Below are 12,943 nucleotides of genomic sequence, written 5' to 3'. Positions count from 1 at the left end.
GCAGACTGCTGTAGCCGCCAGCTAAAAGGAGAGTTTCATCCCATGCCCATCTACCAGTGCGTCACCCGACCGGAGCTCCTGACCGCCGACAAGCGTGCCGAGATAGCCAAAGAGATCACCCGCATCCACTGCGAGACCACTGGCGCGCCAGCGGCATTCGTCAACGTGCTGTTCCTCGACGCGCCCGAGGGGCGGCTGTTCACCGCCGGGCAACCGTCTTCACACTCGGTGATCGGCGGCGACATCCGACATGGGCGCGACGTCGAGACCCGCCAAGAATTGCTGCGCGCGCTCTCTACGATGTGGACGGCCATCACCGGGCAACCCGAAGCCGAACTGATCCTGGGATTGCGCGAGGTCCCATCCGAAAATGCCATGGAAGCCGGCCTGATCTTCCCGGCACCAGGTCAGGAAGAGGCCTGGTTCAACGCCAATCACGAACGCCTCACCGAACTGGGTCTCAACTAGACCGACCACGCATCTGAGGGCGCTAGGAGACGCTTGCGGTTGTCAACTGTGGTCCGATGAGACGTTCTTTCGGTGGGTCATCTCGTCGAGTCCTGCGGTCAGGGTGACCCGCGGCCGGTAGCCGAGATCGGTGCGCGCGGCAGTGATGTCGTAGGAACGGTCCCGGGCCATGATGCTGACCAGCCAGTTGGTCAATGGCGGCGGCGTGCGCCGACGGAGCATGCGAGCGGTGGCGTCCATCATCGCTGCCACCGGTGCGGCGAGACCCGCCGGGACACTGCGGCTGCCCGACACGTCGGTTCCCTGGGTTGCCAGCAGGGGAGTGAAGAAGTCGCGGATAGGGATGGGCGTGCCGTCGGTGACGTAGTACTGCGCACCGTGGCGACCGTTGGCGAGGGCGAGCACGACGGCGTCGGCGAGGTTGTCGACGTGGACGAAGTCCGTGGTGTGACGGCCCTTGTCGATCCACATCCACTGGCCCTTGTGGACCAGCTCGGCCATTTCGTTGATCGTGGTCATGCCGGCGCCCCAAATGAACGGCGGGCGCAGGACGACCAGGGTCATCGCTGGGGTTGCGGTCTTGCGCAACGCGTTTTCAGTGGCTAGCTTGACCCGGCTGTAAGCGATGTTGGGTTTGCCGTTGTCGGTCTTCTCGTCCACGATGGCGGCGCGCTGGCTACCCGTGGACACACTGGCTGCGCTGATGAGGACGAACCGGGACACTCCGGCGGCGGCCGCAGCCGCGTGCAACGCGACCGTCGGCTCCTGGTTGTCGGCGCGGAAACCGGCGTCGGTTCCCCAGAACGCCATGCGCGCCGCGGCGTGTACGACGGCGTCGACCTCGTTCAGATTCTTCAACCATGCCGGGGGAGCCGCAGAGTCTTCGCGGCCCGAGAGGTCGGCCAAGTCACCGGGCAAGGGCTCGGCGCCCGCGTCGGCGGCCGTGCGCGCACTGGCAGCGGAGCGGGTCAAGGCGAGCACGGTGTGCCCTTGTGCGCGCAGGCTCTGGATTAGGTGTTGTCCAACGAAGCCACTGCCGCCGGTCAGGAAGACTCGCATGAAATACTCCTCGTCAGTTTGGATACATCGCCCCCAATGTATCTAGATCGATGTATTGATGTCAATGCATCGACATGGATGCATAATGCATGTCAAGATCGAGCGTGTAAGGAGTCAACGTGGCAGCAGATGGACCTGGTGGCGGCGCAGGACCCTCGGCAGAGGAACTCGCCGATGCGTTCAGCAGGGCCGGCAAGGTGCTGACTCGCAAGTTCGACGAACACCTTGGTGAAGGCGGGGTATCGACCCCGCGGTCGCGAGTGTTGGTCGAGGTCGCACGTCTGGGTCCGGTCCGCGTCACCGATGTCGCGTCAGCGGTCGGCATTGCCCAGGGCACGGCCTCGACGCTGCTCGAGGCGCTGGTCCGCGAAGGTCTTGTCACACGCTCAGAAGACCCCAGCGATCGGCGGGTGACCCGAGTGATCGCCACCCCGAAGGGGATTCAGCAATCGCAGTCGTGGCTGCGGGCCTATCGGGCCGCCGCCGACGAACTCTTCTCCGTCTTACCGCGTTCTCGCTGGCCCGACCTGATCGACATGATGTCAATCCTCAGCGGCCAGGACTAGGTCATTGCTACGCCGCAGCACCGGGCAGTAAACGTCGAGCGAATTCACGGCGGATATTGACACTGGTTGTCGCATTGACGAGTTGGGGGTTTCAGACCAGGGTTCACTTGCGCCCCAGGTCCATTGCCGTGTGGCCTTGCACAACACATTCCAGGTGGGTCAACAGCGCCGGATCGACGCGGCTTCGTGATCGGTGGCGAACGCGGCGAAAGCTCCGCGCATCGAATCACGAGTTACGTCAACTGGGTCCAGTCGATCGGGTTGACCGTTGGCAAGCAAACTGGCGATAGCGACGAAATCTCGCCGATAGGCCTTATCGTGTGCGCCGATCACAGCTAGGCGTCTAGCATCAATGACTTCCGTTCAATGAACGTGGATCCGATAAGGTGGAGCATCACCTGCGCGCCAGGCGAGTTGCCGCAGGGCCTGCCGGAAGGTTCCGATGCCGAATCAGCGAAGTGGCACGACTCGTGCGGCGCAGGCCGCCGAGACGCGACAGAGGCTTATCGACACCGCCATCGAGATGTTCTCGGACCGCCACTACGACGACGTCGCGGTGACCGACATCGCCAAGGGTGCAGGGGTAGCGCACGGCCTGTTGTTCCACTATTTCGGAAACAAGCGCGGCATCTATCTGGCCGCCATGCGCGAGGTTGCCATCCAGTTGGATGCTGCATTCATCGTTGATCCCACGCTGGCGCCGGCTGAACAGTTGCGGCACGCTTTTTCGGCACACCTGCGGTATCTCGCTACTCACCGTGGGCTGGCGCTGCGTCGCGTCCTCGGAGGTGGCAGTGGCGATCCTGAGGTCTACGAGGTGTTTCAGTCCGCACGATCGCGGGCTCTCGACGGTGCTGCCGGCGTACTCGGAATTGATCCCTCGACCCCGGCGTGGACGATGATGGGACGTGCCGCGGTGGCCGCGATCGACGAGGCCGCGGTCTACTGGCTCAACCACGAGGACCACTTCGATGTAGACACCATGGTCGAGTGCTTCATCACTATCGCCGTGTCGGCGCTCAAAGGTGCGCAAACATTGGATGCGAACCTCAATGTCGGTGCGGCTATCGACTCCCTCGAAGAGAGCAGGCCTCGGCCGAGTGCGGTGAAGAAGCGGGTTTCGGCTAAGCGGGTTCGGCGGGCCTGACCGGTTCCGATGGAGGTGCAGGGCGGGATGTCGGTCCAGCTCGCTACTGAGGATTAGCCGCGCAAGGCGGATGGCCACTTCGGCGTGCCGGCCGAACGGCGGACCGATATACGTGAATTACACTGTGCCAGTATACTTTCCAACATAACACCGCATCGGGTGTGATCGAGCTCGCCGGTGATCGCGTTCACAGGGTTTTCCATGTGATGGTTCGCTTATTGGACCGCTGCTTGGTCCCTGGGCGGGTGCCGGCGCCTCGTCGGAGGAGTTCGGCTTCCTCGGCGCCCGCACGTAATCGCTCCAACAGGTAGTCCGGGTCTGTGTTGACGCCGATAGGGTTGTCGGCGAACTCTTGGGTGTTGAAGTAGTCAGCCGTTTCCCGAGCGGTGGGAAAGTTCTCTACCTGGAATTCCAGCCGAATACCTTCGGGATCTTCATAGTACAGGCTGGTGGTCGGACCATGGTTGATCGACCAGACGGGCGTGATGTCAACGCCCTTCAATCGTTCGTAAGTCAGCAGAAGATGGCTCAGCGAGGGAAAGGTGAACGCTAGATGGTCGATTCCGTAGGTCTTGCGCCGTAGTCGGGCCAATGCGAAGACATGGCGCAGGAGCGAAGGTAGCTTCACCAGCGCGAGTCGGTGACTCTCGTGATCCCACGTGAGAAAAGCAATTCGGTTGTCTTCGTGGACGACACGGGCACCGAAGACTTGCCCGTACCAATCGATCATCTCCCTGCTGCGGGCGGACTTGACCACCCAGTGAGCGATGAACGCGGGCACCACCCGGTCGGACAACGGGTCCAGGTCGGGAGTTGACATCTTCTCGTCGGTTGCCTCGGGGGTCGACGGTTGCAGCGGGCTGGGGGTGGCGCTCATCGAGCAGTTCCTCTCTAGGCGGACGGTGCGATGATGGTGGTCCGTTGAGTACCGAGATCGATTGAGCCACTTGAGTTGCGGATCGATGCGTTGATTACATCACCAGGCTTTAGATACGGCTTGCGTTTGTTCATCCTGATGAAGGATGCCCAGAGCTTGTCTTCGGGCAGCAGTGCGGTGCCCAGCCGGCGGACCAGGGCCGGCGGCGAGGTGGCAACACACCCGTGCGGGGTACCTGTGAGCAGTAGGTCACCGGGGCTCAAGTTGCAGAACTGGGTCAGCTCCGTGAGGGTTTCGGCGGGCCGGTAGATCATATTGGCGGTGTTATCGTACTGGCGCGGTGAGCCGTTGACGTCCAGTCGCAGATCGAGGTCGTCGAGCAACGGAAACTCGTTGGGGTTGAGCACGGCAAGCACCGGTCCGGTGGGGCAGAAACCGCGGTAACTCTTTCCTTTGAGGAACTGCCCTTGTGGTAGCTGCACGTCGCGTGCAGACAGGTCGTTGGCGATGGTGACGCCGAAGATGTACTCGGGCAGGTCTTCGACCGTGATCGTGGTGGGTGTGCTGACCTGTCGGCGCATCACCAGAGCAAGTTCGATCTCATAGTCGAGCAGTGCGACGTGGGCCGGGCGGGTGACCGCCTGATGCGGCCCGGTGACGGAGGCATCCGTCTTGTCGAAGAACAAATTGAACGCCCGCTCGTCGGGATTCATACCGGATTCGATGGCGTGCTGACGGAAGTTGGCTCCCTGACACATCACGCGGCACGGCGTCGTGACTGGGGAGAGCGGTTGCACCTCCGTGTAGGGGAGGTGACCGGGCTTTGCTGCGGCGGAGTTCCAGTCCGATTCGCCATGCTCGATCAGGTCTGCCGTCCGTTCGTAGTCCCCGTCGAGGGGCGATATGGCGCCGCCGGCGAGAACGCCCCATGCGACGCGTTGGTCGTTCCGGTACCGAACGAGGTGGACGACCATGTGTTCTCCTTCGGGTTGGTGGAGCTTGCTGGCGACCTGTCGACACTTCGGCCGAAGACGCTCTGAGCGGCGTGGTCTCATATCTCGAAGATGACGCGCAAGCTTGGCAGGGGAGACTTACACCATCTGCGCGATGTTGCCCAAAGACGCATCGAGTTCGGCGACGAGGCTCTTTTCGATGCGCTTGCCCATGGGGCCGAACAGCAGTGCACCGGCGACCTCGACCTTGATGCTGGCGACGGCCTTGTTGTCATCCTCACGCTTCACCGAGAACGTCAACGACACTTTCATTCCACCGGTGCCCTTACCCTCCAAGGTGACGTGATGCGGAGGCTCGAAGGCCACGGCCGTGAAGGTAACGGTGTTGGGAATTTTCATGATCGACACCACTTCGGTGACTACAGAGCCCATCGCCAACTCGATCGGTGCATCTCCCTCCCATCGGGTGTGCAATGTGTTCCACTTCTCGAATTTGCGGGGGTCGGCTACGACGTCCCAGACATGCGCTTGCGACGCGTCGATGGTCTTCGAGGTCTCGATGCTGGCCATGGTTGTCAGAACTCCAAAAGTAGGGTCGGTAAGGAGGTTTCGTTGACGCTGGTCTACTGCTCAGAGAATCTGGGTGATGTGGTCGTCGATGCCCAATAAGGCCTTTCCGTACGTCTCCATCGACACCTGCGGGAGAATGACGGCATGGCGAGCGGCGACGTTGGAGTCGCGCCAGATCCTCTGCATGACATTGACTTCGGCGAAACTACCGGACCCGTTGGCATCGAGCAGAGTGTTGAGGGCCTCGTTCACGTTTCGCAGTGCTACCGCCGCGTCGGCGCGGATTCGGGCGCGGATGGCGATCTCCGGGAAGACGCCTTCTGTCGCGTAGCGCTGGACATCCTCGGCGGCACGGTAGGCATGCAGATGCGCGGTTTCGATCTTCATCGCCGCTTCGGCGATCAGCAATTGGAACGCAACCGAATCAGCCTGCCGCTCGAACGTCGAGTAGGCCAACGACTTGTTCGGAGCCTTTCTGATGACGAGGTCCAATGCGGCACGGGCCAATCCGAGCTGCGGGCCTACCAACACCATCACCAGCATCGGCCCGATGGCTGACCGATAGAACGCCGAGTTGGGATGATCGTCGAGGTAGGTCCCCATCATGACTGGTAGCAGCGAGCCATATCGGTGTTCGGGCACGAACACGTCCTCGGCGATGACGGTGTTGCTGCCGGATGACCGCATTCCGGCGACGTACCAAGTGTCCTCGATGCGGTAGTCGCCTCGAGGGAGGGACACCATGCCTTGATCGATGACCTCCCCATCGTCGTCGAGAAGGTACACGCCGCCGCCGGCCCAGTCGGCCTGCAGACTGGCCGAGGAATACGCCCACGTCCCGCTGACCTGGTAGCCGCCGGGGACGGCGCGGGCGGTCCCCGACGGGGCTACGACAGCGGCGATGATGGTGTCGGGGCTGCTGGCCCACATTTCGTCGGCGGCTTTGCCGCCATTCATCCCGCCCACCCAGGCATTGATGTTCGACAAGGTCGCCACCCAGGCTGCGCCTCCGTCCGACTCAGCGATGAGCGCTGACACGTCGATCATGTCGCGCAGGCTGGTCTCGAGGCCGCCGTGGCTGCGGGGGGTGGCGATCCTAAAAGCGCCCGCTGCCTTGAGCGCATCGATCGTCTCCTCTGAAACACGCCGTTGCACTTCAGATTCGGTGGCATTGGCCTTGATCAGCGGGGCGATATCCCGGATCGCGGCCTTGACGTCCTCGACGGTCTCGATGTTGCGAAGATTGAGGGTGCTCACTGCGTGTATCCCATCGATTGGTGGTGTCGGTGGACGGTGGTCCATGTCGTACGGGTGACTGTGTGGCGGGGAGGCCGGAGATGGTCTGTGCGATCGCACTGACAGCAACTTTCGCCAAATGTAGCGGCTCGTTGACTTTGAGTCAACGAAATGGGTGTGGTGCAGTAGTCGCGAAAACCTGCGGCTCGGCAGTGGGCACTTGAGCGCCGTCCAGCTTTCACGCCTCACGTCAACTCATTGACCAAAAGTCAACGAACTTGTATAGTCCTGGAACAACGAGGACAAGCAGCCGCATTCGTAGCTCGCAACCTGCCGTGGCGCAAACGATTCGGCGTTCGTCACGCGGTTCACTGGGCACGTGAGAGAAATGCTGCGACGCCACTCGTAAGGTCGAATCCGACGTCGCACACAGAATGATCAATGACCCGGCGGGACATAACAATTTGCCACTGGGATGTTCTTGCGAGTGGCCGAACATCACGGTGACGAATCAATCGGCTGGGCTAGTGGCGTTGCAGTTGGTAGTCGTCCCGCGAGTCATCCACCATCAACGAAGTCGCTTCAAGGAATGGGGCGCGGGGCAGACACGGGATGATTCGTCACTGTGACGTTTCGAGAGTGGGCCGCCCTGAAGGGGCACTGGGCCGGCGAAGGAACCTGCCGACCGTGGATGCGGGCGGGACACGACCGCTGACAAATCACGGTCGTGTGTCCGGCGTTGCGGACCGGCCGGACCGGCGGCACTGTCGGCCCGTCGTGGATTCCGCCGCCGCGCCTGTCCGATTCAGGACTGGTTGACAGTAGGAGAGCTCGCTGACCTGGGTGCTCTCAGCAGGTCGTGGACTGAGGCGTGGCTATCTACCCGCAACAAACTGAGAGTGACGGACAGAGTCCAGAAAAACATGAGAGCGCCGGGCCGCCAACTGAACGGAGAGTCGTCGGTTCGGTGCAGTCACCGTGGAAATGGTGCGTCTCTAGCTCGGTGAAACGAATACTCCGTGACTGCCGACATTGTGGCGATTACAGCTCTGCGAACAAGTCCTGACGGGTCCGCAGTACGGCGGATCGCCCCGTGTGACTACGACTTGTGTCGACAGTCCTCCGTGAAAGCTCATCTCGCCGACACGAGCACCCAGCGGCTGGCCTCAGAGTGCCCTGAACTGGGGGTGGGTGCGGTTTCGGCCAATGTCTTTGCCTGGTGGACGCAGTTGGGGAGAGACTGCGGTCACCCCAGATCTTCCGCGGTTAGCAGATCGAAATGCCCTCCGATCAGAGACTGATTCACCGCATTGACCGCCTTGGTCACATCCTTCGCGAAGAGGACCACCGCCAAGGACTGTCTCGCTCTGGAGACGCATACATAGAACAGTCGGCGAGTCCGTTCTATCGCGGAATCTCTTCCTTCGGCCTGATTGTCAACATCGGTTTGCGATAGTGGCTTTATGCCGAGGAGCTTGTCGTATGAGTACTGGTGGAACTTGCCTTCCTCGTCGTCGAGCACGACCAGAACCCTGTCGAACTCCGAGCCTTTGGTTCCGTGTTGCGTTGAGTAGGGCGATTCCTGGTTTACGTAGGTGTAGTAGCCAGCGAGTTCGTCAAATCGACACTGGGACATCGCATCCAAGACCTTCCTGGTGCTCTCGCCGAGTACCACGTCGTTGTGAGTTCCGTCCGGATACAAGTACGCGGCCAGTCGAGGGTCGAGTTCAAGCAGTTGGTGATCCCCGACGAGCCTGAGCAGCTGACCCAGGGTTGCGTCCCCGCCGGGTCGCGTGGCATCTCGGAGCTCTTCGACCGCAGATCGACACGCGGCCAATGCGGATCGGACTTGCCGTTGTTCTCGGCCGGCCGCCAACAGCGGGCTTTGGTCTTTCAGTATCGCCAAGACGAAAGCCGCCGTCGTTGTCCCGGTGTTCTGGCACAGTGGAATGATTGCGTCGCGAAATGGCGTGAGTGGCCATGCGTTACCTTCTGCGAATGCCTCTCCGAGGCTGGCGGACCCGTTGTCGCTAAACGCCGCGAACAGGGCGTCGAACCTGAGGCGGCGGGCGGCCATCCGGTGAACGATCATGAGAATTTTCGAGCCGCCGTCGGAGGCGCTACGCGTCCAGTTACCCGCGGCGCTGCGTTGGTCTAACCATTCGCGCACACGCTCGAGTGCCTCGGTACGGTTGTCGTCGGCCGGCAGCACGACGCAGAAGGCGTGTCCTTCAGATTGGGAGCTTCCGAGGCCGGTGACTTGCTGGACGGCGTCACCTTGAGCGCGAACGGCGTTGACGCAGGCCAGCACTCGCCGTGATGAGCGAAAATTCTCGGGCTTGTCGATGTTGTGCCATCCGGGTTCCAATGACACAGGCCCCACACCCTGTGGATAGATCTGCTGCATGGGGTCGCCAAAAAATCCCAGACACATCTTTCCGTCGGCTAAGGCGCAGATTTGTTTGAGGCAGTCCACGACCTCGGAGTTGGTGTCCTGGCTCTCGTCGACGAAGACAAACGGAAAGTGCTGGGCGACAAGATGTGCGAGGAGGTCGTGTTCGAGGATCATCGCGGGAACCATCTTCAGAATGTCTGTGTGGCCGAGTTGGCCCCGCGAGTAATCGCCTCCGATGCCGTAGTTCCAGCGACGCACTGTCGGGACTGCGACGAGTTGGCGTTGCCGCTTCTCCATGTCCGCAGCGATGTTCGCCTTGGTCGTCTCGCGTGTACGAGACGTGAAGTTCTCTTGCTGGTGCTCAAGGTCGGCGATTTGATCCTTGATGTGTGCGACCACCCAGGCTGCGATGTCCTTCTGGAACGGTCTAGCCAGTGACCACAGGAAACTGTGAATGGTTGACACGGAGGCCAGGGGATCGTTCCCGATTTCTTCGTGGATTTCTCGTGCAGCGACCTCGGTGTAGGTGATGCAGGCGATCTGTTGACTCTTTGCCGAGAGGGTGGGGCCACGGGTCTTGGTGACGTGCGCCAGTGCCTTGACCAGCGAGGTTGTCTTTCCTGAGCCGGCACCCGCGACGACCCGGAATCCGATTAGTCGGTCCTGATCGAGGATCGATCGCAGTTTGAGGTCGGCGTCGGTGTCTGGGGCAAGAATTCTCGCTGTCATACCGTGGCCTCGGCTTGTGTAGCACCGTTGATGGCCTGGAGCTCAAGAGGTTTGAGCTTGTCGACTAGCCAGGTGAGCCCCTCGACGATGTACGCAGGACACTCCCATTGCTGTTCCACCGCACTGATCACACCCAGCGCGAACTGAGTCTTGTCAAAATTCTTCACTCGCGTGTAGAGCGCGTCGTGTAGCTCGCTGACCGACTTACCGGTTGCTTTGTCGATCCGCAGTCCGAGATGTTTACCCTCCGCCGACTGCGTCCATTCCAGGTTCTGCAGCGCGAATGCCTCTTCCAATGTCCGGCCGGCGCGCTCTTCTGACGAACCCTGCCAGCTGACGGTCTCTTTGGTCTGGTAGGCGACGCGAATCTGCCCCGCGGCGTTTGAGGAGGTCTTTGACTGCGGATCCTTGTCGAGAAGGTCGGCGATGCTGCTCGCCTTCGGAAGCCATTGCCTCAGAGTCTGATTCGATGTCATCGCACCGTCGGTGTGCACCGGGCATGACGCTTTAGCCTTTGCACCTTCGTCTGTGTCCGCTTCGTCGATGTCGTCTTCGTCCGTGTCGGCTTGGCCAGGTGACGTCGCCTTGACGCTGTCCAGGTCGGTAATCACCAGTGCGACAAGCCCTAGGAATGCGAGCAGCTTGTCAAATTTGTGCGCGAAAGCTCCGCCAACTTCGAGAATGGTCAGGTGGCATGATTTCAATTCCGGCACGAATCGTTCGATGATCAGCGGAAGAAGCAGCCGCTCGACGTTGCCCTCGACCAACACAGCGGCGTCGGCGAAGAATAGGTCGCAATGCGTCAGCTTGATGTATTGCTGGAGGAATTCACGTGTTGTCTTCTCTTCGCATTCGTAGAACTTGGAGAGGTTCTTGACCTCGGTGAGAGGTAAGCCGGCTGATGATGTCGATCGGCAGAAGTACCGTATCGGGGTGAAGTCGCTTTCATAGATGATGTGCGGAGAATGCGTTGTGACTAGCAGCTGAGTTTGGAATTCAGGTTCGGGTTCTGGCAGTACTTGCAAGATTTTCCGGATAAACACCTGCTGAAGTTGTGCGTGGAGGTGAACCTCCGGCTCTTCGATGACGACGAGATGGATCGGCGGGCGATTTCGCTCGATATCGGTCCACCTCTGGTGGAAATCGAGCACTTCGACAACCATGTATATGAGGTTTTTGAATCCGAGGCCGTTGTACTGATCGGGCAGCATGTGCTCGCTCGGCCCTTCGCCGTTGGCTGTCACCGGAATCGAATAATGAATCTTCGCGCTGGTGCTGAGTATTCCGTAAGGGTTGAAGGAGGCCTTTACTACGAGGCGCGGATTGGCTACTCCGGGGTAGCCAATCTGACCAAGCCGGTCGAGGGTAGGTCCGAAGACGGTGGCGAAATGGTCGTTGAGCCGCGCCTCGGAGTCTGTGATGACTTCGAGCGCCTCGGGGTCGATGTCGAGTTTCTGCAGATTTCGGTCATAGAACCGGCTGAGCCGTTTGGACAGGTCTTCGCTTCTGCCACGCGAGTCTGCGTCCGTGAGGTGTCGTTGCGCACTAAGGAAATCCACTCTGATGATGGAGTCGATCAGCTTTGAGCCACCGCTGCTTTGGTTTCCGAGTGGAAACGGGGTGTAGTCCTCCCTCGGTTGCAGATCTTCGTTGCATTGGTTGGCCTCCAGCAGAAAGTATTTGATCTCGTACTCTTGCTGCAAGCGCTTGCTCAGATATTCCGACAGAGACTGCGGCCATGGGCGGAAGGATCCTTGCCTGTCTCCAGCTTCACGCTCGGCCTTTGCGCGCGCTTCGGCGTAGTTGGCGACGAGTTGTGAGCCATCGCGGACGCAGTAGACCATCCGGAGGCCGACGGGTTCGCCGTTCCAGTCGAGGTTGGGTAGGAGGTCAACAACCCTGTGCAGGTTGTCATCGTCAACATGGAACCATAGGTCAAAAATAATCTTGGGGAGCTCTGCGTCGGGATTTCCGGTCTCAGGGTTGAAAGAGTCAAACAATGCCCAGCAGTCTGCGGTGAAGTCGTAAATCTGAAATGGCGTCCGCTGCTCAGCATCGAGAAACATCTGAAACAGATGTGTGGCCGATGTCTTGCCGCTGTTGTTGGCGCCAACGAAGATCGTGCGCTCGTCCTCCAGGTACACTAGTGCGTTTTTCAACCGCCGAAAGTTCTGAACGCGAAAACACTTGATATGCATCTGATTATCTCCCCGAAGCGATCGCAGACCCTTTGACTGCAAAGCCGGACTGCAGCCTACATAGTCACGTGAACCTGTAGCGCAATTTCGGGGTGGCGATTCGATAGTGTGTGCCGTGCCGCGGGAGGCGGTGCATGATAGGTCGATGATGGGATGAGGTTCGGAAATCCTCAAGCCCGCACTTAGCCGACCTCACGTCGACGGTTGGGCAAGTCGCTGATTGTCAGCTTCTCTGGTCGTAGACCCGCCTCGAGCAGCAGATCGGTGAGAACAACACCGGCGTGACGCTGCCGCGCATCAGCGGTGTCCACTCGGGCAGGTACCTTGTGGTCGAGCCGACGGTCCGGACGGCAACCTGGCACGCGGTCGGCGTCGACATCTTCGACGGTGAGAAAGTCATCGAGCGCTCAGCTCATTTTGATGTCATGGCCCTTATGTACCAGCTCTCGGTGTCACCAGCATTCCCATTACCGCCGACGCCACACTTCCGGAATCGTCAGTTCGCTGAAGGAACCGGCTGGATCCGGCGAGGACCGGGGTTGCCGCAGCATCCTCCAGGGAGGGATCCGGGGCTGTGTTCGAGCGCGCTCGAACGCCGAAGGGAGGCGTGCGGTGGTCTCCGCCGAGACGTCACAGACGTTGTCGGGGTACGAGGGCATCATGACAGAACGCAGGGATGCGGCAATCCGATGGCGTTTGATCGTGGGGCGGGAGGAACACATCATGAGGCGAATGAGGCTCGGTT

Annotated in this window: 10 protein-coding genes; 3 read left to right on the top strand and 7 right to left on the bottom strand. The window is 60.5% G+C overall.

Features of this window, described 5'->3' with window-relative positions; all coding sequences use genetic code 11:
* Positions 1-42: 42 nt before the first annotated feature.
* Positions 43-468, top strand: a complete 426-nt coding sequence (locus tag ACXPWS_RS16555) for a tautomerase family protein (protein WP_458707704.1) — start codon at positions 43-45, stop codon at positions 466-468.
* Positions 469-510: 42 nt separating this feature from the next.
* Here ACXPWS_RS16555 and ACXPWS_RS16550 read toward each other — a convergent pair whose 3' ends face one another.
* The gene (locus ACXPWS_RS16550) at positions 511-1,527 is read right to left on the bottom strand and encodes an NAD-dependent epimerase/dehydratase family protein (RefSeq protein ID WP_458707703.1); all 1,017 of its coding nucleotides are present in this window, start codon (positions 1,525-1,527) and stop codon (positions 511-513) included.
* A 119-nt stretch (positions 1,528-1,646) separates the two neighbouring features.
* Here ACXPWS_RS16550 and ACXPWS_RS16545 point away from each other — a divergent pair, with 119 nt between their 5' ends.
* Both ACXPWS_RS16545 and ACXPWS_RS16540 read left to right on the top strand, forming a co-directional pair.
* Positions 1,647-2,093, top strand: a complete 447-nt coding sequence (locus tag ACXPWS_RS16545; protein ID WP_458707702.1) for a MarR family winged helix-turn-helix transcriptional regulator — start codon at positions 1,647-1,649, stop codon at positions 2,091-2,093.
* Positions 2,094-2,535: 442 nt separating this feature from the next.
* Positions 2,536-3,240, top strand: coding sequence for a TetR/AcrR family transcriptional regulator (locus ACXPWS_RS16540; RefSeq protein WP_458707701.1), 705 nt, complete (start codon positions 2,536-2,538; stop codon positions 3,238-3,240).
* 187 nt (positions 3,241-3,427) lie between these two features.
* Here ACXPWS_RS16540 and ACXPWS_RS16535 read toward each other — a convergent pair whose 3' ends face one another.
* From ACXPWS_RS16535 to ACXPWS_RS16510, 6 genes are all read right to left on the bottom strand, one after another.
* Positions 3,428-4,117 carry a VOC family protein gene (locus ACXPWS_RS16535; RefSeq protein ID WP_458707700.1) on the bottom strand — a complete coding sequence of 230 codons (690 nt, stop codon included), beginning with the start codon at positions 4,115-4,117 and terminating at the stop codon, positions 3,428-3,430.
* Positions 4,118-4,131: 14 nt separating this feature from the next.
* Positions 4,132-5,091 carry a fumarylacetoacetate hydrolase family protein gene (locus tag ACXPWS_RS16530; RefSeq protein WP_458707699.1) on the bottom strand — a complete coding sequence of 320 codons (960 nt, stop codon included), beginning with the start codon at positions 5,089-5,091 and terminating at the stop codon, positions 4,132-4,134.
* Positions 5,092-5,208: 117 nt separating this feature from the next.
* A complete protein-coding gene (locus tag ACXPWS_RS16525; RefSeq protein WP_458707698.1) occupies positions 5,209-5,640 on the bottom strand; it encodes a type II toxin-antitoxin system Rv0910 family toxin in 432 nt (143 codons plus the stop codon).
* Between the two features lie 60 nt (positions 5,641-5,700).
* Complete coding sequence (locus ACXPWS_RS16520) at positions 5,701-6,897, bottom strand: acyl-CoA dehydrogenase family protein (protein ID WP_458707697.1); 1,197 nt, start codon at positions 6,895-6,897, stop codon at positions 5,701-5,703.
* 1,225 nt (positions 6,898-8,122) lie between these two features.
* Positions 8,123-10,000 (bottom strand): UvrD-helicase domain-containing protein, encoded by a 1,878-nt coding sequence (locus ACXPWS_RS16515; protein WP_458707696.1) that lies wholly within the window; start codon positions 9,998-10,000, stop codon positions 8,123-8,125.
* Positions 9,997-12,144 (bottom strand): ATP-dependent nuclease, encoded by a 2,148-nt coding sequence (locus ACXPWS_RS16510; protein ID WP_458707695.1) that lies wholly within the window; start codon positions 12,142-12,144, stop codon positions 9,997-9,999. Before ACXPWS_RS16510 ends, ACXPWS_RS16515 begins: the two co-directional genes overlap by 4 nt.
* Positions 12,145-12,943 lie beyond the last annotated feature (799 nt).

The organism is Mycobacterium sp. BMJ-28, assembly GCF_054404835.1.
Note: the sequence above shows the minus strand (reverse complement) of the source record. Positions and strands in the feature narration are given on the sequence as shown.